Consider the following 21794-nt stretch of genomic DNA (forward strand, 5'->3'; position numbering starts at 1 on the left):
ATTTCAGAATGCAAAAAAGGCCCGTTTTCACGGGCCTTTTCGATGTCCTGGAAGCAGTCGTCAGCCTATTCGGCGACGGCGCTGCGGATGGTCTCGATCACGCGATCCTGGTCGCTCTCGGCGAGATAGGGGTGCATCGGCAGGCACAGGATGCGGTGCGGCAGGCTCTCCGAAATGGCGAGACCACCCGGCGCTTTCGCATGCATCTCATAGGCCTTCTGCAGGTGCAGCGGCTTCTCGTAATAGACAACCGAGGGAATGCCCGCCTCACCAAGGCGCTTGCGCACCAGGTCGCGCTTCCCGGTCTCGATCGCATATTGCGCCCAGGCCGAGCGATGGCCCTTCGGCGTCACCGCCACCTTCACCACATCGCCCAGACCTTCGGCATAGCGTGCGGCAACCTTCTGGCGCGCTTCCATCTCGTCTTCGAGGATCGCCAGCTTCTCGATCAGGATCGCGGCCTGAATCGTGTCGAGGCGTGAATTCAGGCCCACGCGCACATTGTCATACTGGCTTTCGCCCTTGCCGTGGAAGGCGATGGAACGCAGCACATCGGCCAGCTCGTCATCATCGGTGAACATCGCGCCGCCATCACCATAACAACCCAGCGGCTTGGCCGGGTAGAAGCTGGTGGACGCCACATGGCCGAACGCGCCGCAGCGCTTGTTGTTGAGCGTGCCGCCGATGGACTGGGCGGCGTCCTCGATGATGCGCAGACCTTCACGCGCAGCGATGCCTTCGATGGCTCCGTAGTCGGCAGCCAGACCAAAGAGATCGACCGGGATCACCGCCTTCGGCGTCAGCCGGCCTTCCGCCTTGATGTGGTCGATGGCGGCCGTCAGGCTCTTCGGGTCCATATTGTAGGTGTCGGCGTCGATTTCCACGAAGACCGGCTCTGCACCGGCCAGCGCCACGACTTCGGCCGTCGCTGCAAAGGTGAAGCTCGGGCAGAACACCGCGTCGCCCGGTCCGATGCCATAGGCCATCAGCGGCATGAGCAGGGCGTCGGTGCCATTGGCGCAGGCGATAACGTGCTTCGTGCCCACATAGGCCGCGAGCTGCTCTTCAAGAGCGCTGACTTCCGGCCCGAGAATATAGCGCCCTTCGGCAACAACCTTGTCGATTGCGGTCGCCAGTTTGTCCTTGATGCGCTCACGCTGAGCGCCGAGATCGATGAATTGCATTTGTTGCCCAATCGGTTGCGGGATGATTCCGCGTTATCCCCGTCCGTTGAATAGGGATGCGGCGGGCGCAGTGCAACCAACGCCCCCCTTCAAACTGATGCGCCGGCTGTTACACGAGGTGAACAAGCCGGCATGCAACCGTTTCAGCTCTTGTGTATTTGCGTAGCGTGCGCATTTGTCGCCGCAATTGTGTCTCTGTGTGCATTCATCCAATTCTAACAAAACTTCAATCAATCATTGCAATGCTAAACGATGACAGACCATTGTTCATCTTCGAGATTATTCAGGAAGGAAAGTATGAGCGCCCCCTTTAAAGCGTATGACGTTCGCGGCCGTATCCCCGCAGAAATCAATGTTCCCTTCGCCTATCGCTTTTCGCAGGCGCTCAAGCAAAGCCTCAACCCCGGCACGGTCGTTATCGGCCACGACATGCGCATGGACAGCCCGGCGCTGGCCGAAGCGCTGACCCAGGGCCTTCTCGACAGCGGCGTCGCCGTGCGCCCCGTTGGCCGCTGCGGCACGGAAGAGGTCTATTTCCACACCGCCGCAAGCGGCGCGGATGCCGGCCTCATGGTGACCGCCAGCCACAACCCGCCCGATTACAACGGCATCAAGATGGTGCTGAAAGGCGCGTCCGCCGCCACGCCGGACAACGCCTTCAACGCAATCGAAAAGATCATGCGTTCGGATGCGGTGCTTCAGCCGGTTTCCGATTATGCCGCGCGCGGAGCACTGCACGATCCGTGCGACCGCGACGCCTATATCGAACGCCTTCTCAACGAGGTGGCCGGCCAGAACCTGAAACCGATGAAGATCGTCTGCCATGCCGGCAATGGCTGTGCAGGCCCGATCATCGACCTTCTGGAAAAGCACCTGCCCTTTACCTTCATCAAGATCGACCACGAGCCCGATCCGCGCCTGCCCAATGGCGTGCCCAACCCGCTGCTTCCGGAGAAGCGCGAGAAGGCCAGCAGGGCGGTGATCGAGCACGGCGCGGACCTCGCCATCGCCTGGGACGGCGATTTCGACCGCTGCTTCCTCTACGACCACAAGGGCCGTTTCGTGGAAGGCTATTATCTGGTCGGCATGATCGCCCAGTCCCTGCTCGCCAAGAATCCGGGCAGCACCGTTCTCTACGACCCGCGCCTGACCTGGAACACGATCGACGTGGTGGAAAGCGCCGGCGGCGTGGCGAAGGCCTGCCGCACGGGCCATGCCTATTTCAAGCAGATGATGCGCGAGGAGAACGCCATCTATGGCGGCGAGATGAGCGCGCACCACTACTTCCGTGATTTCGCCTATTGCGATTCAGGCATGCTTGCATGGTTGAATGTGGTGGCGGAGCTCTCGGCCAGCGGCACGACGCTCGCCGAGCGCCTGGAAGAGCGCATCGCGGCCTATCCCTGCTCGGGCGAGATCAACTTCACCGTTTCGGACGCAACCGCGGTACAGGCCCGCATTTCCGATCACTACATGCCGCAGACCCCCGAAATCGAGAGCCAGGATGGCCTCGGCATGGTGTTCGACGACTGGCGCTTCAACCTGCGCGCCTCCAACACCGAACCCCTGCTGCGCCTCAACGTGGAGACCCGCGGCGACAAGGCGCTCCTGAAGGCAAAGGTGGACGAGCTGCGCGGGATGATCGAGCAGGCTGGCTAAACAAACAGCGAGGTCAGCGCTCCGTGGCGAAGCACCCGCTCTTTATGTTGAGCGGTTCAGCAAGATGACGCTTCCCACGGAGCGACCCGCCGCAGCGCAATAAAGGAACACCACCTACGACAACCACGCCCGGAAAAACTGTGAAGCAGAAACCGGTTGGGAGGGGGTCAGAAATGTCTCTTCGCGAACGCGCGGCCTGAACCGGATTTCAGATACTTTTCGAAAGCAAATGCCTTCGCCTTGTCTTCGAACCCAATCTGGACAACCAGTTTCCACGGACCAAACATGGATGAGTGGCGCGACTGCGATTCTGATCGGCCTGCATTGTGCCTTCTCAGCCGCTCATCAACGTCGTTTGTGCATCCGACATAATGTTTGTCGGGATATGTCAGGCTTTGCAGAATATAGACATAGTGCATGGCGTCCCCAGCCCGCCTTCGCCCTTTGGGCTTCGGCGTGGCAGCCTCCACTCGCGCTCCGGCTTGCCCAGCCGTAGCTTTAGCGAAGGCTGGCTGGGGCGGCAGGATTCGAACCTGCGAATGACGGTACCAAAAACCGTTGCCTTACCACTTGGCGACGCCCCAAGACCGAGCGAAGCGGTGGATAGCAGAAGCGCGGCCCCACGACAAGCAGGCGTTTTCAGCCTTTCTGTGGAGCACGCGCCAGTCGCTGCGTCAGGCGTCAGGCATCAGGCGTCAAGCCACCCACTCTCCCCAGAACCGCGTGACCGTCGCCGGCACATAGCCATCAAGCCCGCTAAAGAGCTGCGCAAGCGCCACCGTGTCGCCCGCCGCCAGGCTCGCCATCACGTGAAGATGCAGCGCCATCTCCGAGCCATCCACCGCCAGATCGGCCACATCGCCCGCCACCAAAGGCGCGCAGAGGTCGCTCACGCCGTTGAGCACCAGCTTCGCTTTCACCGCCGTCGGCACATTCGCGCCATTCTGCTTCCAGCCGATGCTCGCCCCAAACCGGTAGAGCCCGCCTGCCGGCGCGGTGAACCGGTTAGCCCCCGTGTCGAAAGACATCTGATCGTTCGACAGCGTGTTGTTGATGGCCACGGTCTGCCATGTGTCGGCGGCGACATACTGATCGTAATTGATGAAGCCAAGGAATTTGGCGTTGCCCGGCAGCGACACAAGGCCGGAAGCCTCATCGGTGCGAATCGCATCCTTGAAGGCCACACCATCGGGAGAAACCGCGAGCCTCAGGCCATCGGAGCCGAGGAGCCCAAACATCGCGCGCGTCACGAAACCGCTCTGCAACAGGAAGCCCACATCGCCGGCAGGCGCTTCCTTGTTCATCGTGTAGAGCAGGCTGCCCGTTCCCCCTTCGGCAGCGTAGCGGGCCGTCCAGAGCGCCTTGTCCAGCTTTGCAGAAAACGGGTTGGTCGCATCGGCGGTCGTTCCAAGCCCGAACAGCGCTGCATTCTGGATCTCCGCCGCGCTCTCCGGAAATCCGTTGATGGCCTGCCAGCCCACGCCATCAAAGGCGGCAAGACGCGCCTCGTCGATGATCCAGGCCCGCCAGCCGGCAGCCGGCGCAAACCGCATCCACGCCCCATCGGCGAAATACGCCACCTGCCCTTCCCAGCCCGTCCATGCCCCGGTCGCCGCCGCCGCAACGATGTGGCATTCGCCCTCTTCGGGGCTGACCGGCGGTGCGGAGAGGTCGCGGTCACGCACAGCGAGCTGCACCAGCCCGTCCAGAAGACGAATGGCTTCGTTGTGCGTCACGTGTTTCTGCGCCTGCGACGGCATGATGTAGGGAAGCTTGAGATTTGCGGTCTGTTCCATCTTGGCCCGTTCCTTTTGATCGGGGAAAGTCTAGGAGCGGCAGAGGGCGCGGGGAGAAAACGGTGCCGTTCATCGCGCCCTCTCCCCGGCAAATGGCGCATGAGTGCGCACGATTGGCCTGCTTGAACGAGGCGCCGCGGGGAGAAAAACAACCGTGGAGGTAGTCCCCTCTCCCCATGGACGGGGCAAATCCCTTGATGGCGCTCTTGCCTACACCCCACGTCAACGTTTCCAATCTAAAGTCGGGGCATCCTTGGCGAAGGTTCCCGGAATTGCACTGTTCGAAGGCATCCGGCGGCCTGCGGCACAGGCCACAGTATTTTGCAGTCAGGTGGAAACAGCTGACATCCGCATAAATGCGGAAAAACAGACAGATAGAGCGTCGGACTGAAAAGTTGATTCCGGCTTTCGGCCTGATGCTCCGTCAAAATTCTGGATCGTCCTTTGCGCGCTCGAAGGGGTGCGAGGCGATCCAGAGGTTCAGAACCAGAACGGCGGGGGTAGGCTCATGTTGGTACCGGTGATCATGGCGGGTGGAATGGGAACGCGGCTCTGGCCGGTTTCGCGCGAGCACTACCCCAAGCAGTTCTGCGCCCTGGTGGGCGACAGCACCATGCTGCAACAGACAATGCGCCGGCTGGACGGGCTGGGCGCAGCCACGCCCCTCACCGTCTGCAATGAAGAGCACCGCTTTCTGGCGGCCGAACAGCTTCGGCAGGCCGGCGTCGAAAATGCGCCGATCCTGCTTGAGCCTGTCGGCCGCAACACCGCGCCCGCGATCACGCTCGCAGCCCTTCAGGCGACGGCGAATGGCGCTGACCCGCTGCTTCTCGTCATGCCCGCAGATCACCTGATCCAGAACGTGCCCGCCTTCCATGAGGGGCTCTCAAGGGCAAAGGCGCTTGCCGAGGAAGGCTGGCTCGTCACCTTCGGTATCGTGCCCACCTGTCCGGAAACCGGCTTTGGCTACATCCGCCGTGGCAAGAAGATCGGCGACAGCGGCTTTGCGGTGGCCAGCTTCGAGGAAAAGCCGGATCTCGAAACGGCCAAGGCCTATCTCAAGGAAGGCGCATGCGACTGGAACAGCGGCATGTTCCTGTTCCGCGCCAGTGTCTATCTGGACGCCATGCACAAACATGCGCCCGCCATTCTGGAGGCCTGCCGCGCCGCTATGGCCGGCGTGGAAAGCGATGCCTATTTCCTGCGCCCCGAGCGCGCGGCCTTCGAGGCATGCCCCTCCGATTCCATCGACTATGCCCTTATGGAGAAGACCGACCGGGCGGCCGTGGTCCCGCTCGACGCCGGCTGGAACGACATCGGCTCATGGTCGGCCATCTGGGAGGCGCAGGACCGGGACGCGGATGGCAATGCGCTCATCGGCGATGTTCTGCAGGTCGCGTCCAAAAACTCCATTGTCTCCGCGCAGAAACGCCTCGTCGCCATCGTCGGCGTTGAGGATCTCGTGGTCGTTGAAACGGCTGATGCGGTCCTTGTGGCCAAACGTGATGCCGTTCAGCACGTCAAGGAGATCGTCTCGCAGCTGAAATCCGCCGACCGCACCGAGCATGTGGACCATCGCCGGGTCTATCGTCCGTGGGGCGATTACGATTCCATCGATTTCGGCAACCGCTACCAGGTGAAGCGCATCACGGTGAAGCCCGGTGCAAAACTCTCCGTGCAGAAACACCACCACCGGGCGGAACACTGGGTGGTCGTCCGCGGCACGGCGCGGGTTCTCAAGGGCGAAGACACGATCATGCTCACCGAGAACCAGTCCACCTACATTCCGCTTGGCGAGATCCACGCGCTGGAAAACCCCGGCAAGATCCCGCTGGAGCTGATTGAGGTGCAGTCCGGCTCCTATCTGGGCGAAGACGACATCGTGCGTCTGGAGGACCGTTACGGCCGCGTATAACGCGGCCGCGACGTCAGATCATCAAGGCCTTTCAGCCCGATCCGCATCGGTCAGGCGCGAGGTTCCCCGCGCCAGGAACAGCCCCACGATCAGAAAGACCATGAAGACCGTGTCAAGAATGTCATGGCCGAACATGACGTTCACGCTGCCACCTCCGGCATAGACCGCTGCAAGCATGAGCAGCATCGCGCCGCCGAGGCGGGCGAGCGGGTCCTCTTTGTTGCCGAGGCTCTTTATCGCATAGACGGTGATCACCGCGAACATCGCGATCACCGCACAGCCCGCCACAATGCCACCCTCGATAAAGATGGTCATGAAGCCGTTGTGAAAATGGGTGAACCCAACCTCAATGCCGAAATCCCGCAGCACATGTTCCTTGATGAGCGCCGAGGTGTTCTGCATCCCGTGGCCGAGAATCGGGCTCTCGGCAAAGAGCCGAACACCGCTTTCCCAGAGCGCCACCCGCAGTCCGATTGAGGTGTTGTAATCCCCTCCGGCCATAAGCCTGTCGACGTTCTGCCAAAGGGCATCGAAACGGCTGACAATAAGGCCGGAGGTCAAGACCAGCAACAGCAAGGCTACGCCCAGCAACGCAAGCACATGCCCTCTCAGAACCGTAAAGACGCGCGCGCGGAAAATAAACAATTGCAGGAAAGCGAGCACAATCATCACAAGCCAGACAGAACGGGACTCTGAAAGCAGTACGGCTCCAAAAGCAGCCGCGAAAGCGAGCAGGAGAAAGAGAGCCTTCTTGCTGTCAAGGATGAGCCCCCCTGCCAGACAGGTGAGGCCCGCCAGACAAGCCACATCCGCAAACACAAGTGCGTTGCCTGCGCCACCCTCGGCACGCAGTCCCAGAAACTCAGACTGTACGAAGGCAAAAATCAATGCCCCGAAACTTGCAATAACCGATCCCAGGAGTGCGGCCTGCGCCACGTCTTCCCGGTCGGCGATTGTCCAGATCGAGTAGGAAAAGGGAAACAAAGCGAAGGTCGCAAGCGGCAGGAGCTTGTAGACACTCTGCCACGAAGGATCATTGATGAGGAAGGCGACAAGGTTCGCGGCCACATAAAGCAGCATCAGCATGGCGATCCAGCGCATCGCGCTGTCAGGGCTCAGCCGCCGCCGTCCCGAAAGCACTTCAAAGACACACCAAAGTGCGCCGCCATGCCACACCACGCTTGTTGCCGACCCAACGACCGGCGGCATTGAGAAACAGGCGAGCGTAAAGAGCCTGTTGATATTACGATACTGCATCAGCGGTTCCGTCCGGCAAGCTTCTTTTCCCAGCTCAGCGCATGCGTCACGATCTGGCGCAGATCGTCATACCTTGGTTCCCAGGAAAGCTCCCTCCGGCACCGCTCCGCCTCCGCAACGATGGCAACCGCATCACCGGGCCTGCGATCGCCGATGCGCACGTCGAAATCGGTCTGCGCCACCTCTTTAACCGCCTCAATCACCTCAAGAACGGAATAACCGTTTCCGTAGCCGCAATTGGCCACGAGGCTACCACCACCCGAACGCATGCGACGGAGCGCCAGGTAATGTGCGTTCACCAGATCGGAGACATGAATGTAATCACGTACGCAGGTGCCGTCCGGCGTTTCATAGTCCGTGCCGAAAACTTCCATATGGCTACGTTTGCCTGTCACGGTCTCGCAGGCAACCTTGATCAGATGCGTTGCGCCCTTGGTCGACTGCCCCGTACGCAATTGCGGATCAGCACCGGAGACGTTGAAATAGCGGAGCGCCGTATAGTCGAAATCGTGCGCAGCCGCACAGTCCCGCAGCATGAGCTCCGTCATCATTTTGGAGGTGCCATAGGGTGACTCAGGTCGCAGTTCGGCATCTTCTCCCACCGGGAAGCGCGCGGGGCTGCCATAGACCGCAGCCGTGGAAGAAAAGATGAAATGAGGAACCCCGCAGCGAACCGCGCTCTCGATCAGGCTGCGGGATTTGACTGTGTTGTTGAGATAATAGCCAAGCGGGTCGGATACGGATTCCGGCACGATGATCGAGCCCGCAAAGTGAATGATCGCGTCCACATCATGCTTGCGGATCATTTCCTCCACCAGCGTCTGGTCGGCGATATCCCCCACCACCAGCGTTGCCGCTTCGGGAACCGCCCAATCAAAGCCCGTGCTCAACCGATCGAGAACGACCACGTCTTCTCCATGGTCGAGAAGCTCCAAGACCATATGGCTGCCGATATAACCGGCGCCACCAGTGACCAACACGCTCATGGTGTTCCTCTCAAAAAACTAAAATAAATCATAAAAAAATCGGGCCAGACATCCCCTTCTGGCCCGATCTCCGTTCCGCTTGAAAGCGGCGATTCGATGACCGCTTAGTGTCTGGAAACACCCAGGCCGCGCAGCAGCGCCCATGCCGCCGGCATGAAGCAGGCAGCCAGCGCCACCTTGATCAGGTCCGGCATGATGAACGGCGCAACGCCGAACTGCCAGGCATTCTCAGCGCCGATCAGGCCTGCAAGCCATGCAAAGCCGAGCACCATCAGAGCTGCCTCCGCCACCAGCATCGCGCCGGCAAGCTTCAGCGGATTGCGGTCCCAGCCGCGGTCTGCCGCCCAGCCGGCAATCGCCGCCATGGCGACAAAGCCCAGAAGGTAACCGCCCGTCGGTCCCATCATGTATGCAAGGCCAATGCCCTTTTCCGGCGTGCCCTGGAAAACCGGCAGCCCCATCGCGCCTTCAGCCATGTAGAGAAGCAGCGTCGCAACACCGAGGCGCATGCCGAAGGTTGCGCCGATCAGAAGAACGGCCAGCGTCTGCAGCGAAAGATCCACCGGGCCAAGCACAACGCGCGTCTTTGCCGACAGCGCCAGCAGGAGCGTTGCGCCCACGGCAAGGAAGAGCTGGGTGGTCAGGCGTCGTGCTGCATTGTCGGGCAGCGACTGCGACACGAGGGATCTGGATGCGATAGCGAGCGACATGGCGTCTCCGTTCATGCTTTATGCGAGTTGTTCCGCTTTCCTTCTCCTATAAGCGGTTCCATGATATGCGGCAACCTGAATGCGCTTTTCAGGCGTCCAGCATGCATCCAACTTTCGGACCCGTTGCCCATGGCTCTCGAATTTGAAACGCGTTTCGACCCCGCCTATGGCGAGGCCGTCGAGATCGCTCCCGACATTCAGCGCCTTACGGTCAACAACCCCAGCGCCTTCACCTTTCACGGCACGAACAGCTATATCGTCGGCACCTCCAGCCTCGCCGTCATTGATCCCGGCCCGGAGGACGAAGCCCACTTCCAGGCGCTGCTCAAGGCCATTGGCGGCCGGCCGGTCAGCCACATCTTCGTCAGCCACACCCACAAGGATCACTCGCCGCTCGCCGCGAGGCTTTCGCGGGAGACCGGCGCGCTGGTCTGCGCAGAAGGCCCACACCGCGCCGCCCGTCCGCTGCGCATTGGCGAAACCAATCCGCTCGACGCCAGCGCCGACATGGATTTCAGGCCCGACATCGCACTCGCCGATGACGAGCTTGTCGAGGGCGATGGCTGGGCGCTGCGCGCAATCCACACGCCGGGCCACGCCGCCAATCATGCGGTGTTCGCGCTGGAAGGAACCGGCGTGCTCTTCTCGGCAGACCATGTGATGGCCTGGGCCACCTCCATCGTCGCCCCGCCCGACGGCGCGATGTCCGATTACATGGCCTCGCTTGATCGCCTGCTGGAGCGTGACGACACGGTGTTCCTGCCCGGCCATGGCAGTCGCGTCCGCATGCCCCAGCGCTTCATGCGTGGCCTGAAGGCCCACCGGAAGATGCGCGAGCGCGCCGTTCTGGACCGCATCGAGCGCGGTGATCGCACCATAACGGAAATGGTTCAGGCCATTTACCGGGACACCGATCCCCGGCTTCATGGGGCAGCCGCCCTCTCCGTTCTCGCCCATCTGGAAGATCTGGTCGCACGCGGGGCCGTGACGACGGAGAACGATCCGTCAATCGACGCGATCTATTTTCCGGGCTGAATGCGAGAGCGATTTCGGCGAAAGCGGAAACAGCCTAAAGCGCTAGACCGGGGCCAGGAAGGCCATGCGTTCATCAAGTTCCTTCAGGAAGCGCTGGATACGCTGCGCATTGTCCCCAAGATCGTGGCGTCCATATCGAGACGCCGACCGCATGTCGACGAAGGTGGCAGCCTGGTCGTCTTCGATGCGTATGGCCACATCAGACGCAAACCCCAGAAGATAGGAATGCGCCACCCCTTCCAGCGTGACGCTGGCGCCGGCAAGTTGCAGCCCTTCAGGCCCCTGTGGCTGCCATCCCCTCTCGCGCATCATCGCGCGCACAACTTCAATGACATTGTCAGCCGTGTACTCGTAGCGCCGCCCCGTCACCTCGGGATAGTCCTGCTGCTGCATTGCCTGGCTCTCGGCAGACATGGGCTCGACGGCATTCATCACGCCGCTCCGCGCCCTCGCAGCCAGTGGCATTTGCGGCGGGTTTTCAGGGTCGGTCGAGATGTCGACCAGTTGCGGGTGTTCAAAAAAGCGGTATCCGGAAATGCCGAAGGGAACCAGCGCAATGGCCGCGATGACCATGCCGCCCGCCGCCATTGCAGCACCCAGAGAGCCATGTTCCCAGACCTGCAGAAGCGCCATCACACCGAGCATGAAGGCGACAAAGGCAAGCGCTCCGCCCAGCCCCAGGAGCCACAGGAAAGGAACCGTTTCCAGAAGTCCGAAGCGATGCGATGCGCCCGACACGATGAGCAGAACCAGCGAGAAGAGCGCAAGCCTTCGACACCAGGGAGCGGCGGGAGCCATTTGCCGTACCAATGTTGCCGTCATGAACCCAACCGAACGCGCCATTGCCATCAGAGATAGAGCCTCATAACGCATTGCTGATCGGCAGAAAATTCAATTTCAGTGGAATGTTTAAGATTTCAGGGCCTTGCACCCATTGGCTGCGACAATGATTCAGCCAGCACCCGCGCCTTGAAACAGGTGACAACCGGACCATATAACCATCTTCTTAGGTTATTGTAACACGCCATAATCCAGCCACGCTCGCACGCACAATGTCATGGTCGGAGGGGTTGCGTGGGAAAATGTTGTGAGGTTCCGCCATGCAGACTGCGCTTCTAGAACAGAACGAAACGGCAGCAGGCCCGCTCGAACTGGTCGAGCTGGAGCTCGCCCTCAAACATCAGGATTTCGTCGAACAGGGTTTTGAGGGCGCGGTGAAACACGCTCTTGAACAGATCGAAGGGCGTCTTCTGTTTCAGATGCGCCTTGATGGCGTGAACGATTGCGACTGGGTTGCCGCCATTGAGCTTGAGGACGAGGACACGCCTGTCCATGCGCTCGTGGTACAGCGGACGGGAAGCGACACGCTTGATGTCGAGAGCATTGAGACCAGCGATCTGCCGGTGGCGCGCATCGTCAATGCCTATGCCAGCCTGATAACGACGTTGGACCGCGTTCAGTAACGCGGCCCACGGATCCCCGACGGCTTCATTTGGCAGAGCGCGTCAGGCTGCGCCTTTGCCCGCGTGAATGGCGGCCTGCGCTGCCGCAAGCCGCGCAATGGGCACACGGAAGGGCGAGCACGACACATAGTCCAGCCCCACCGTCTCGCAGAAGCGGATCGACGCCGGGTCGCCGCCATGCTCTCCGCAGATGCCGAGCTTGATTTCCGGCCGCGCCGTGCGTCCCTTTTCAGAGGCAATCCGCACCAGCTCGCCAACGCCATCCACATCAAGCGACACGAACGGGTCCTGCTCGATGATGCCGCGTGTGCGATAGGTTTCAAGGAAGGAAGCCGCATCGTCACGCGAGATGCCGAATGCGGTCTGCGTCAGATCGTTCGTCCCGAAGGAGAAGAACTCGGCGCTGCCTGCGATCTCGTCTGCCCGCAATGCCGCGCGCGGCAGCTCGATCATCGTGCCGACCAGATAGTCGAGCGTGATGCCGCGCTCTTCCATCACGGTCTTGGCCACCGCGTCGATGCGGTTCTTCACGAAGGTCAGCTCGGCCGACATGCCAACGAGCGGCACCATCACCTCCGGCACCACCGGCTTGCCGGCTTTCTCAGCCGCCTCTGCCGCAGCCTCGAAGATGGCGCGCGCCTGCATCTCAGCGATCTCCGGATAGGAAATCGCCAGACGGCAACCGCGATGGCCGAGCATCGGGTTGAACTCATGCAGCGCCTCGGTGCGCTGGCGCAGCTTCTCCGCCGAAACGCCCATGGCGGCAGCCACCTCGCCGATTTCCTCTTCGGTCTTCGGCAGGAACTCGTGCAGCGGCGGGTCGAGCAGACGGATCGTGACCGGCAGCCCGGCCATCACCTCGAAGATCTCCACGAAATCGGAGCGCTGCATGGGCAGAAGCTTCGCGAGGGCCGCGCGCCGGTCGCTTTCGGTGTCGGCCAGGATCATCTCGCGCATGGCGAGGATGCGGCCATCATCGAAGAACATGTGCTCCGTGCGGCAAAGGCCGATGCCCTCCGCGCCGAAGGAACGCGCCGTGCGGGCATCAGCCGGCGTTTCGGCATTGGCGCGCACCTTCATGCGCCGCGCCTCGTCGGCCCAGCTCATAATGGTGGAGAAATCGCCGGAAAGTTCGGGCTGCAGCATGGGGACCGCGCCCTTCAGCACCTGCCCCGTTGCACCATCGATGGTGATCGTGTCGCCTGCCTTGAGCATCTGCCCCATGGCGAGAAGCACGCCCTTGCGATGATCGACACGCAGCGAACCGGCACCCGAAACGCAGGGCTTGCCCATGCCGCGCGCCACCACCGCCGCGTGGCTCGTCATGCCGCCGCGCGTCGTCAGAATGCCTTCGGCGGCATGCATGCCGTGAATGTCCTCGGGGCTCGTCTCCACCCGCACCAGAATGGTCCGGCGTCCTTCGGCCTTGGCCTCTTCGGCGGCTTCGGACGAGAACACGATCTCGCCCGTCGCAGCGCCCGGCGAGGCCGGCAGGCCCATGCCGATAATGTCGCGCGGGGCAGACGGATCGATGGTCGGGTGCAGAAGCTGGTCGAGCGACGCCGCATCGATGCGGGTCACCGCCTCGTCACGCGTGATCAGCCCCTCATTGGCCATGTCCACGGCTACTTTCAGCGCCGCACTTGCCGTGCGCTTTCCCGAGCGCGTCTGCAGCATCCACAGCTTGCCGCGCTCGATGGTGAACTCCAGATCCTGCATGTCGCGGTAATGCCGCTCCAGCGTGTCGGCGATCCGGGTGAAGGCGTTGAACGCCTCGGGCATCAGCTTTTCGAGCGACGGCTTGTCGGAGCCCGCCGCAAGCCGCGCCGCCTCGGTGATGTTCTGCGGCGTGCGAATGCCTGCCACCACATCCTCACCCTGCGCATTGACCAGAAACTCGCCGTAAAGCGCTTTCTCGCCGGTCGAAGGATCGCGGGTAAAGGCAACGCCGGTTGCCGAATCCTCACCCCGGTTGCCGAACACCATGGCCTGCACATTGACCGCCGTGCCCCAGCTTTCGGGGATGTCATGCAGCCGGCGATAGGTCACCGCACGCGGGTTCATCCATGAAGAGAACACAGCGCCCACCGCGCCCCACAGCTGCTCGTGCGGGTCCTGCGGGAATGGCGCGCCAAGTTCGCTTTCGATGCGGCCCTTGTAGAGCGCAATAACGTTCTGCCAGTCCTCGGCCGAAAACTCCGTATCGACCTCGTAGCCGAGCCGCGCCTTCTCCTCTTCAAGGATTTCCTCGAAGAGATCATGATCGAGCCCGAGCACGACATTGCAGTACATCTGGATGAAGCGGCGGTAGCTGTCATAGGCAAAGCGCGCATCGCCGGCTTCTGCCGCGATCGCCTCGACCGTCTCATCATTGAGGCCGAGATTGAGCACCGTGTCCATCATGCCGGGCATGGAGGCGCGTGCGCCCGAGCGCACGGAAACCAGAAGCGGCTGCCCCGCATCGCCGAAACGGCGGGCGGCGACCCGGCCGACCTCGTCAAGCGCGGCCTCGACCTGTGTTTTCAGCGCGTCCGGATAGGTGCGGCCATTCGCATAATAGTGGGAGCAAAGGTCGGTCGTGATCGTAAAGCCGGGCGGCACCGGCAGCCCGAGGCTGCACATCTCCGCCAGATTTGCGCCCTTGCCGCCGAGCAGATTTTTCTCGCCCGCGCTGCCTTCGGCACGTCCATCGCCAAACACATAGACCCACTTGGTCATGCTGCATTCCCCTTCCGGTCGATTTGCCGGCGCCTGGAACTTGTGCTGCACCGGCTACGGGAGGCAGCGTTAAGCGGCAGCGACCATCAAGGCAAGGCCAACCAACGGAGCATCCGCCGCTTTATCGATTGAAGAGAAGATTTTTTCTTACCGGGAATGGAACAGTTCTACATGTGACAAGGGCAACAGTGCTTCTGCTTGCCAAAGCAGACGGGACGAGGCTCTCGCCCCATCCCGCAACCGTTCTGTTTTTTCCGCGCTGCGTCAGGCAGGCGCTGCCACCACCTGCGGGCGAACGCGGATGAAGATCATCACTGCCGCCAGTACCAGCACCACGCTCGAAACGCTGAACACGCCCTGCGCGCCGCCGACATCGAAAATCAGCCCGCCGCCTGCCGCGCCAATGGCGATGGCAAACTGGATTGCCGCCACCAGAAGACCGCCGGCGCTTTCGGCCTGATCCGGCACCGTCCGCGCCAGCCACGTGGACCAGCTCACCGGAACGGCACCGAACGCCAGCCCCCAGAGCGCAATCATCACGGCATTCGCCAGCGGCAATGAGCCGACCGAGAGAAGAGCGAAGCCCAAAAGCCCCATCACCAGCGGCACGGTCATCAGCGTGCGGCGCAGGCTGCGCTCCACCAGAAGGCCGGCAAACAGCGACCCCAGAAAATTGGCCACGCCAAAGCCCAGCAGCATGCCCGAAACGGCCGTGATGCTCCCACCCGTCACGATTTCCAGATGCGGCCTGATATAGGTGAAGAAGGCGAAATGACCGGCAAACACCAGCATCGCCGCCAGCAGGCCCCACCCCACACCGGGCCGCGCCAGCACATCCACCAGCGTGCGAAGCCGGGTTGCCGCATTCGGAGCCATCGCCGGCAGGGTCGCGAACTGCACCACAAAGGTGATCGCTCCGAGAACCGTTGCCAGCAGGAACACGCTGCGCCAGCCCCACATCTCCCCCACATAGCTGCCAAGGGGCGCGGCGACGATGGTTGCCGCGGCCACGCCGCTCACGATCATCGAAAGCGCGCGCGGCACCAGCGCCTCCGGCACCAGCCGCATCGCCACCGCCGTCGATATGGCCCAGAAGCCACCAAGCGCGATGCCCAGCAGAACCCGGCCCGTGAGCAGAACCGGCAGGTTCGGTGCAAACGCCACCATCAGGTTGGCCACGATGAGAAGCACCGTGAACGACAGCAGCACACGCCGCCGGTCGATGCTGCGGGTCACCGCAGAGATCAGCAGGCTCGCCACCAGCCCCACCAGTGCCGTCGCGGTCACCGCCTGTCCGGCCATCCCTTCCGAAATACCGAGATCAGTCGCCATCGGCGTCAAAAGGCTTGCCGGCAGAAATTCCGCTGTCACCAGCCCGAACACGCCTAGGGTCATCGAAATCACTGCGCCCCAGGCCGGTTGCCGGCTGGCCTGTGCGCCTGTCCACTGCGGGGCTTCGTCCATATGTCTTTCCTTTCGCATGCAATCTGTTTTGCAGTGCAAAAGAGATAGATTGGACATTCCGGACGAACCATGTCACAAAAACCGGAATGATTGATCGAAACGCCGAAACACCACCATCACTCGCCAATCCGGATCTGGTCAGCGAACTGCTCATGGGCATGCGCCTTTACGGGATGTCCTATCACCGCACCCAGATCACGCCGCCCTTCGGCATTCGCTACGGCACCATCGAAGGGCGGGCCCAGTTTCACTTCGTGGGCCGTGGTCCCGTCTACCTTCGCGGCCCTGACGACACGCTTCATACACTTGAAACCGGCGACGCCGTTCTTCTGCCGCGCGGCGGTGAACACGCTCTCCTCTCCGAGCCGGACTTTCAGAGCCAGTGCATCACGAATTTCCAGGCCAGGCCGCTCTGCCGCGATGTCAAAGAGATCATTGCCTGTTCGAACGAGCCGGATCGCCAAAACGATGCGCTCATCTTCTCCGGATGCATGGAGTTCGATCTGGGCAGCATGCACCCGCTCGTCGCACTCATGCCCGATGTCATGCGCGTGTCCACGCTTCTGGAGCGTTATCCGGAAATCCTGCCCATCCTCGATGCGATGGAGCGTGAGACACGGGGAGACCGCGCGGGTTTTGCCGGCATCCTCGCGCGGCTTGCCGATGTGGTTTCCGCTTTCATCGTCCGCTCCTGGGTCGAATGCGGCTGCGGCGGCTCAAGCGGCTGGGTGGCGGCGCTGCGCGATCCGCGCCTTGGTCATGTGATCGCCGCCCTGCACCGCGACCCCGGTCGCGACTGGACCGTCGCCGAACTGGCAAGGCAAATGGGCAGCTCCCGCTCCGTCTTTGCCGAGCGGTTCCAGACCGTCACCGGCATGACGCCCGTGCGCTATCTGACGGAGCTGAGAATGCGCCTCGCCGCCCAGTGGATCAGCCGCGAGGGGCTGGCCATCGAAACGGCAGCGCACCGCCTTGGCTATGGTTCACAGGCAGCATTCAGCCGCGCCTTCAAGCGCGTGATCGGAAAGCCGCCCGGTGCGATGCGCGCTGCCACGCCTGCGCCCATGCGCCCCGCGCCTATGGATCGGGCGGACGCCACTCCCCCAGCTTAACCCCAAGAAGACCGAGAGTCGCCTCATCCGCGCGCCCCTCACACAATTGCCGCAGGGCTTCGCAGAAAAGCGTGTCGCCCTGCCCGGCAGCGCAGGCGAAAAGGGTCATGCAGGAGCGAAATTTCAGGTCATCCGGTGTCCCGAAAATCTCGTGCAGGGAGCTACCCGCCCCCGTCATCACCGCTTCAGTAGCTTCCCGCAGCCGCAGCCCAAGCACCGGATGCACAAGATAGGCCCGCGCTTCATCAAGCGAAACCAGACCGTAAAACAATGCGGTTGGCGAACGTCCAAGCTCACGCAATTGCGGAAACACGAACCACATCCAGTGCGTTCTCTTGCGCCCCGCGCGCAACTCCCGCAGCGCCTCGTCAAAGCAGTCCGCCTGCGCCGTCACGAAGCGCTGAAGGTCGAAAGGGTCTTCCGTCATCATCCGTCTCCGCGAATATTTTCCGGGAACCTTGCCGACGCATTTTACCAGACACTTCCCAGACATTTCGCGAGAGCACGGCGCATCTGCTTCAGGACTTGCAAGCAAGACGAAGATGAATTAGAACAAATCAAGAACAATGGAGGTTGTCATGCGCCAGACCGGAAAGCTCGACTATATCGAAATGCCCGCTTCGGGCGGCACCATCGACAGCGTCAAGGCGTTTTACGCACGGGCCTTTTCCTGGTCTTTCACCGATTACGGCCCCGGATACGCAGCCTTCAACGAGGGGATCGACGGTGGCTTCGACGGCGCGCCGGACGCGACCCGGAAACCGCTCCCCGTCCTTTACTCGGAGGATCTGGAAGCGACGCTCGCCACCGTGCGGGAAGCTGGCGGCGAGATTGTCAAACCGATCTTCTCTTTTCCAGGTGGCCGGCGCTTCCACTTCACCGATCCGGCAGGCAATGAGCTGGCCGTATGGAGCGAGTCGTGAGAGCGAGCGGGGCGATCCTGCATCTCGACACGCATCCTGATTTTCCCGAAACCACGGATCAGGCAGGCCGCGACGCGATGCTAGACTGCCTCGCGCAGGCGCTCGGCGGTCTGGAGGTCGACAGAGACCAGCTGGCTGACGCCCTGCTCGGCCATGGTCACGCCGAACAGACGGTTCATGCGCGCCATGGTGATCGGGTTGTGGGTGATCACTACGAACCTCGTATCCGTTGACGCCGCCATCTCATCCATGAGGTTGCAGAACCGCTCGACATTGTGATCGTCGAGCGGCGCGTCCACCTCGTCCAGCACGCAGATGGGTGCGGGATTGGTCAGGAACACGGCGAAGATCAGCGCCATGGCCGTCAGCGCCTGCTCGCCACCGGAAAGCAGCGTCATGGTCTGCGGACGCTTGCCTGGCGGGCGGGCGAGAATTTCCAGCCCCGCCTCCAGCGGATCATCGGACTCGATCAGCTGCAACTCCGCCGTGCCGCCGCCGAAAAGGTGGGTGAACAGACGCTGGAACTGCTCATTGACCACATCGAAGGCGGCCAGAAGGCGCTCGCGGCCTTCCTTGTTCAGGTTCTGGATGGCCAGCCGCAGCTTGCGGATCGCCTCGATCACGTCCTCGCGCTCGGTCACGATGGTGCCGTGCCGTTCGCTGAGTTCCGACTGCTCTTCCTCAGCCCTGAGATTGACCGCGCCGAGCCGCTCGCGCTCAATCTTGAAGCGTTCGAGACGCCGCTCCACATCGGCGATCTCCGGCATGGGCGCATCCGGTTCCAGCTCCGCCATGGCCAGCACCTTGTGCGGCGGCACGTTCAGCACTTCCTGAATACGCGCCTCGGCTTCCTTGCGCCGCTCTTCCGCCGCCGTCACGCGTTCTTCCGCGCGGGCGCGGCTTTCGCGCGCCGAGGAAAGTGACTGGATGCTTGCGGTCGCCAGCTTGTCCAGCTCCGCCTGCCGGTTCTCTGCTTCCTGCAGCTTGTCGGCAGCTTCCTTGCGCAGATTTTCCGCCTTTGAAATTTCGGAAAGCAGCGCGCGGCCACGCATCTCGATCTCTTCGGGAGCCTCGGCCAGTTCTTCCAGCTCCGCTTCGGTGTCGCCACGGCGCTGCAAGAGCGCTGCCGTGTGCCGGTCAGCATTTTCCACGCGCGACTGCCAGCTGCGCCGTTCGGCGGCAATCGCCTCGAGCCTGCGCCGGCGCGCATCGGCCTCGCGCCGCAATCCCTCATAGGCTGCCCGCGCCTCGGCCACCGCCGCGCGCTTGGCCGAAACCCCGGCAAACTGCTGATCAAGCCGCGCCTGCAATTCGGTGATGTCGGGCGCGCTCTCCAGCGCTTCTTCGGCGGCCATGGTCGAAGCCACGGCCTCTTCATGATCCTCGACAACGCGGCCACGCGCTTCTTCTAGGCTCATCCGGCGGCTGGAAAGCTCGCCTGCCGCCCTCTCCGCACTCGCCAGCGCATCGCGCGCGCGGCCGAGCGCCGCCTGCGCTTCGCGCCCTTCTTCACGGGTGCGCCGCTCGGCTTCCACCGCAGCCTTCACCGCGTGTTCCGCATCCGCCAGCGCCGTCTCCGCCGCGTGCAGTCGCGCCGTCGCCTCGATCACTTCGCCATCTAGTTCGGCAAGCCGGTTCTTCTGCGCCAGCCTCTGCGCCGCAGCCGTCGGCGCATCCGCGCTGGCGCGGTAGCCGTCCCACCGCCACAGTGCGCCATCGCGCGCCACCAGACGCTGCCCGGTCTTCAGAAGCTTCTGAAGGCGCGGCCCGTCTTCCGCATCCACGATGCCGATCTGCGAGAGCCGGCGCGCAAGCTGTTCCGGGGCCTTCACCACGGAAGCGAGCGCCATGACGCCTTCCGGCAGCGCCGGATCATCCGCCGAAACCCCGGACGGCCCCCAATAGACCGGAGCCGCACTGTCGAGCGGCACGTCCAGATCTTCGCCCAGCGCCGCGCCCAGCGCGGTCTCGAAGCCGCGCTCCACGCGCAATTGCTCAAGCACCGCCGGATAAAGATCCGCGCCGCCGGCGTTCAGGATCTTGCGCAGCGTCTGCGCTTCCGTCTCCACACGCCCAAGCTCGGAGCGCGCTTCCTGCAACGGCGGTCGGGCAGCCTGTTCCGTCTCACGTGCGGCAGCGACCCGCTCTTCGCATTCCGCAGCCGCGCCTTCGGCCATCTCCACGCGTTCCGCGGCTTCTTCCATCAGAAGCCGCTTTTCAGCCGGGTCAGGCAGACCGGCAATCCGGCCCGTGATTTCCTGAAGCTCGGCATCCATGGTCGCAACCTGCCGCGCCAGCCGGTCCCGGCGCTCGGCCTGCTCGCGGATCGCGCGCTCGGCCTGCTGACGCGTCGCCGATGCCTCGGCCTTCTCCGCCGTCAGCCGCGAAAGCAGCTCTTCCGCTGCCGAAAGCTCCTCGGAAACCGTCTCGAACACATTCTGCAGTTCGATATCGCGGCCTTCCGCGCCGTCCTCGGCCTCTTTCAGCGTCTCTTCTTCTTCGGCAAGCCGCGCCAGCGCTTCCGCATTGTCGCGCACCATCTGCTCTTCACGCGCCACGTCCGCATTGAGCTGATCGATCCGCTTCTGCAATTCCTGCGTTCGCGCCTGAACGCGCTTCGCCTCTTCCTCGATCTGCGTGCGCGCAATGGTCAGGCGCTGCAGGGCGGCGGCGGCGGCGGCTTCCGCATCGCGCAGTTCCGGCAGCTTGTGCGCGCCAATCGCCTGCGCCTTGGCGGCTTCCATCTGGCCGCTGGCGGTCTCGCCAACCAGCGCGGTCGCCTGCGAAAGCGCGCTCTGCGCCTCCGCTTCCTGGCTCTTGGCCGATGACCAGCGCAGATGAAGCAGGATAGCCTCGGCCTTGCGCACTTCTGCGGAGAGCTTCTTGAAGCGCGACGCCTGGCGGGCCTGACGCTTGAGGCTTTCGATCTGGCTGTCGAGTTCGCTCACCACATCGTCGAGCCGCTCGAGATTCTGCTCCGCACCGCGCAGTCTGAGTTCGGCCTCATGGCGGCGCGAGTGCAGGCCGGAAATGCCGGCCGCCTCTTCCAGAAGCGCCCTGCGCGCCTGCGGCTTTGCCTGGATCAGCTCGCCAATGCGCCCCTGCCCCACCATGGAGGGTGAACGTGCGCCGGTTGACTGGTCGGCGAACAGAAGCTGCACGTCACGCGCGCGCGCTTCCTTGCCATTGATGCGATAGACCGACCCCGCCTCGCGCTCGATCCGGCGCGAAACCTGCAATTCATCCGCATCATTGTAGGAGGCCGGCGCGGTGCGGTCGCTGTTGTCGAGAAAGAGCGTCACCTCGGCGGTATTGCGCGCCGGGCGCGTTCCCGAGCCCGAGAAGATCACGTCGTCCATGCCGGAGGCGCGCATGTTCTTGTATGAGCTTTCGCCCATCACCCAGCGCAGCGCTTCGACCAGATTGGACTTGCCGCAGCCATTCGGCCCGACCACACCGGTCAGCCCGCTTTCGATGATGAACTCACCCGGCTCGACAAAGGATTTGAAGCCCAGAAGGCGCAGTTTGGTGAACTTCATGCCGCCCTCACCCGCGCCAGCGCGCGCGAAAGC

Annotated in this window: 17 protein-coding genes and 1 tRNA gene; 6 read left to right on the top strand and 12 right to left on the bottom strand. The window is 62.8% G+C overall.

Translation table 11 applies throughout. From position 1 onward, the window contains the following. Positions 1-65: 65 nt before the first annotated feature. Complete coding sequence (locus AC4PTT_RS14965) at positions 66-1184, bottom strand: DegT/DnrJ/EryC1/StrS family aminotransferase (protein WP_113154560.1); 1119 nt, start codon at positions 1182-1184, stop codon at positions 66-68. Between the two features lie 297 nt (positions 1185-1481). On the opposite strand from AC4PTT_RS14965, the gene AC4PTT_RS14970 reads away from it, so the two are divergent. After that, on the top strand, positions 1482-2843 hold the full coding sequence (locus AC4PTT_RS14970; protein ID WP_492161546.1) for a phosphohexomutase domain-containing protein: 1362 nt from the start codon (positions 1482-1484) through the stop codon (positions 2841-2843). Positions 2844-3010: 167 nt separating this feature from the next. Here the strand turns inward: AC4PTT_RS14970 and AC4PTT_RS14975 are convergent, their stop codons facing one another. The 3 genes from AC4PTT_RS14975 to AC4PTT_RS14985 form a co-directional block, all read right to left on the bottom strand. After that, the gene (locus AC4PTT_RS14975) at positions 3011-3262 is read right to left on the bottom strand and encodes a GIY-YIG nuclease family protein (protein WP_206554031.1); all 252 of its coding nucleotides are present in this window, start codon (positions 3260-3262) and stop codon (positions 3011-3013) included. 90 nt (positions 3263-3352) lie between these two features. Then, positions 3353-3427: transfer RNA gene (locus AC4PTT_RS14980), tRNA-Gln, on the bottom strand. A gap of 111 nt (positions 3428-3538) precedes the next feature. Continuing rightward, a complete protein-coding gene (locus AC4PTT_RS14985) occupies positions 3539-4639 on the bottom strand; it encodes a DUF2793 domain-containing protein (RefSeq protein ID WP_492161547.1) in 1101 nt (366 codons plus the stop codon). Between the two features lie 508 nt (positions 4640-5147). On the opposite strand from AC4PTT_RS14985, the gene AC4PTT_RS14990 reads away from it, so the two are divergent. Next, positions 5148-6554, top strand: coding sequence for a mannose-1-phosphate guanylyltransferase/mannose-6-phosphate isomerase (locus AC4PTT_RS14990; protein WP_206554033.1), 1407 nt, complete (start codon positions 5148-5150; stop codon positions 6552-6554). Between the two features lie 21 nt (positions 6555-6575). On the opposite strand, the gene AC4PTT_RS14995 is transcribed toward AC4PTT_RS14990, so the two are convergent. From AC4PTT_RS14995 to AC4PTT_RS15005, 3 genes are all read right to left on the bottom strand, one after another. After that, entirely contained in the window at positions 6576-7655 is a 1080-nt protein-coding gene (locus tag AC4PTT_RS14995) for an O-antigen ligase family protein (RefSeq protein ID WP_113156221.1), read from the bottom strand. Between the two features lie 155 nt (positions 7656-7810). Beyond that, a complete protein-coding gene (gene galE, locus AC4PTT_RS15000) occupies positions 7811-8797 on the bottom strand; it encodes a UDP-glucose 4-epimerase GalE (protein ID WP_492161548.1) in 987 nt (328 codons plus the stop codon). 104 nt (positions 8798-8901) lie between these two features. Further along, positions 8902-9507 (bottom strand): biotin transporter BioY, encoded by a 606-nt coding sequence (locus tag AC4PTT_RS15005; protein WP_113156220.1) that lies wholly within the window; start codon positions 9505-9507, stop codon positions 8902-8904. 129 nt (positions 9508-9636) lie between these two features. On the opposite strand from AC4PTT_RS15005, the gene AC4PTT_RS15010 reads away from it, so the two are divergent. Then, positions 9637-10542, top strand: a complete 906-nt coding sequence (locus AC4PTT_RS15010) for an MBL fold metallo-hydrolase (protein ID WP_206554036.1) — start codon at positions 9637-9639, stop codon at positions 10540-10542. 42 nt (positions 10543-10584) lie between these two features. Here AC4PTT_RS15010 and AC4PTT_RS15015 read toward each other — a convergent pair whose 3' ends face one another. Beyond that, positions 10585-11364: a DUF1499 domain-containing protein gene (locus AC4PTT_RS15015; protein ID WP_206993727.1), complete on the bottom strand. Its 780-nt coding sequence runs from the start codon at positions 11362-11364 to the stop codon at positions 10585-10587. A gap of 278 nt (positions 11365-11642) precedes the next feature. On the opposite strand from AC4PTT_RS15015, the gene AC4PTT_RS15020 reads away from it, so the two are divergent. Further along, a complete protein-coding gene (locus AC4PTT_RS15020; protein WP_317089069.1) occupies positions 11643-12005 on the top strand; it encodes a hypothetical protein in 363 nt (120 codons plus the stop codon). A gap of 42 nt (positions 12006-12047) precedes the next feature. On the opposite strand, the gene ppdK is transcribed toward AC4PTT_RS15020, so the two are convergent. Together ppdK and AC4PTT_RS15030 are read right to left on the bottom strand one after the other, a co-directional pair. Further along, a complete protein-coding gene (ppdK, locus tag AC4PTT_RS15025; RefSeq protein WP_206545866.1) occupies positions 12048-14723 on the bottom strand; it encodes a pyruvate, phosphate dikinase in 2676 nt (891 codons plus the stop codon). A 264-nt stretch (positions 14724-14987) separates the two neighbouring features. Then, a complete protein-coding gene (locus tag AC4PTT_RS15030) occupies positions 14988-16187 on the bottom strand; it encodes an MFS transporter (RefSeq protein WP_206554038.1) in 1200 nt (399 codons plus the stop codon). Positions 16188-16273: 86 nt separating this feature from the next. Here AC4PTT_RS15030 and AC4PTT_RS15035 point away from each other — a divergent pair, with 86 nt between their 5' ends. Beyond that, positions 16274-17299, top strand: a complete 1026-nt coding sequence (locus tag AC4PTT_RS15035; protein ID WP_492161549.1) for an AraC family transcriptional regulator — start codon at positions 16274-16276, stop codon at positions 17297-17299. Here AC4PTT_RS15035 and AC4PTT_RS15040 read toward each other — a convergent pair. Further along, entirely contained in the window at positions 17265-17726 is a 462-nt protein-coding gene (locus AC4PTT_RS15040) for a DUF1810 domain-containing protein (protein ID WP_206545863.1), read from the bottom strand. The genes AC4PTT_RS15035 and AC4PTT_RS15040 overlap by 35 nt on opposite strands. A 151-nt stretch (positions 17727-17877) precedes the next feature. Between AC4PTT_RS15040 and AC4PTT_RS15045 the strand changes: the two genes are divergently transcribed. Continuing rightward, positions 17878-18222, top strand: a complete 345-nt coding sequence (locus AC4PTT_RS15045) for a VOC family protein (RefSeq protein WP_206545862.1) — start codon at positions 17878-17880, stop codon at positions 18220-18222. A gap of 80 nt (positions 18223-18302) precedes the next feature. Here the strand turns inward: AC4PTT_RS15045 and smc are convergent, their stop codons facing one another. Next, the gene (smc, locus tag AC4PTT_RS15050) at positions 18303-21761 is read right to left on the bottom strand and encodes a chromosome segregation protein SMC (protein WP_206547260.1); all 3459 of its coding nucleotides are present in this window, start codon (positions 21759-21761) and stop codon (positions 18303-18305) included. Between the last annotated feature and the right edge of the window lie 33 nt (positions 21762-21794).

The sequence above is a fragment of the Nitratireductor sp. WH36-1 genome (assembly GCF_058725515.1).

Coding starts and splice junctions, on each gene's coding strand:
- galE (WP_492161548.1), bottom strand. CDS start 8,797: ATGAGCGTGTTGGTCACTGGTGGCGCCGGTTATATCGGCAGCCATATG.
- ppdK (WP_206545866.1), bottom strand. CDS start 14,723: ATGACCAAGTGGGTCTATGTGTTTGGCGATGGACGTGCCGAAGGCAGC.
- AC4PTT_RS15005 (WP_113156220.1), bottom strand. CDS start 9,507: ATGTCGCTCGCTATCGCATCCAGATCCCTCGTGTCGCAGTCGCTGCCC.
- AC4PTT_RS15015 (WP_206993727.1), bottom strand. CDS start 11,364: ATGACGGCAACATTGGTACGGCAAATGGCTCCCGCCGCTCCCTGGTGT.
- AC4PTT_RS15040 (WP_206545863.1), bottom strand. CDS start 17,726: ATGACGGAAGACCCTTTCGACCTTCAGCGCTTCGTGACGGCGCAGGCG.
- AC4PTT_RS15045 (WP_206545862.1), top strand. CDS start 17,878: ATGCGCCAGACCGGAAAGCTCGACTATATCGAAATGCCCGCTTCGGGC.
- AC4PTT_RS14975 (WP_206554031.1), bottom strand. CDS start 3,262: ATGCACTATGTCTATATTCTGCAAAGCCTGACATATCCCGACAAACAT.
- AC4PTT_RS15010 (WP_206554036.1), top strand. CDS start 9,637: ATGGCTCTCGAATTTGAAACGCGTTTCGACCCCGCCTATGGCGAGGCC.
- AC4PTT_RS15035 (WP_492161549.1), top strand. CDS start 16,274: ATGATTGATCGAAACGCCGAAACACCACCATCACTCGCCAATCCGGAT.
- AC4PTT_RS14990 (WP_206554033.1), top strand. CDS start 5,148: ATGTTGGTACCGGTGATCATGGCGGGTGGAATGGGAACGCGGCTCTGG.
- smc (WP_206547260.1), bottom strand. CDS start 21,761: ATGAAGTTCACCAAACTGCGCCTTCTGGGCTTCAAATCCTTTGTCGAG.
- AC4PTT_RS14970 (WP_492161546.1), top strand. CDS start 1,482: ATGAGCGCCCCCTTTAAAGCGTATGACGTTCGCGGCCGTATCCCCGCA.
- AC4PTT_RS14985 (WP_492161547.1), bottom strand. CDS start 4,639: ATGGAACAGACCGCAAATCTCAAGCTTCCCTACATCATGCCGTCGCAG.
- AC4PTT_RS15030 (WP_206554038.1), bottom strand. CDS start 16,187: ATGGACGAAGCCCCGCAGTGGACAGGCGCACAGGCCAGCCGGCAACCG.
- AC4PTT_RS15020 (WP_317089069.1), top strand. CDS start 11,643: ATGCAGACTGCGCTTCTAGAACAGAACGAAACGGCAGCAGGCCCGCTC.
- AC4PTT_RS14995 (WP_113156221.1), bottom strand. CDS start 7,655: ATGCGCTGGATCGCCATGCTGATGCTGCTTTATGTGGCCGCGAACCTT.
- AC4PTT_RS14965 (WP_113154560.1), bottom strand. CDS start 1,184: ATGCAATTCATCGATCTCGGCGCTCAGCGTGAGCGCATCAAGGACAAA.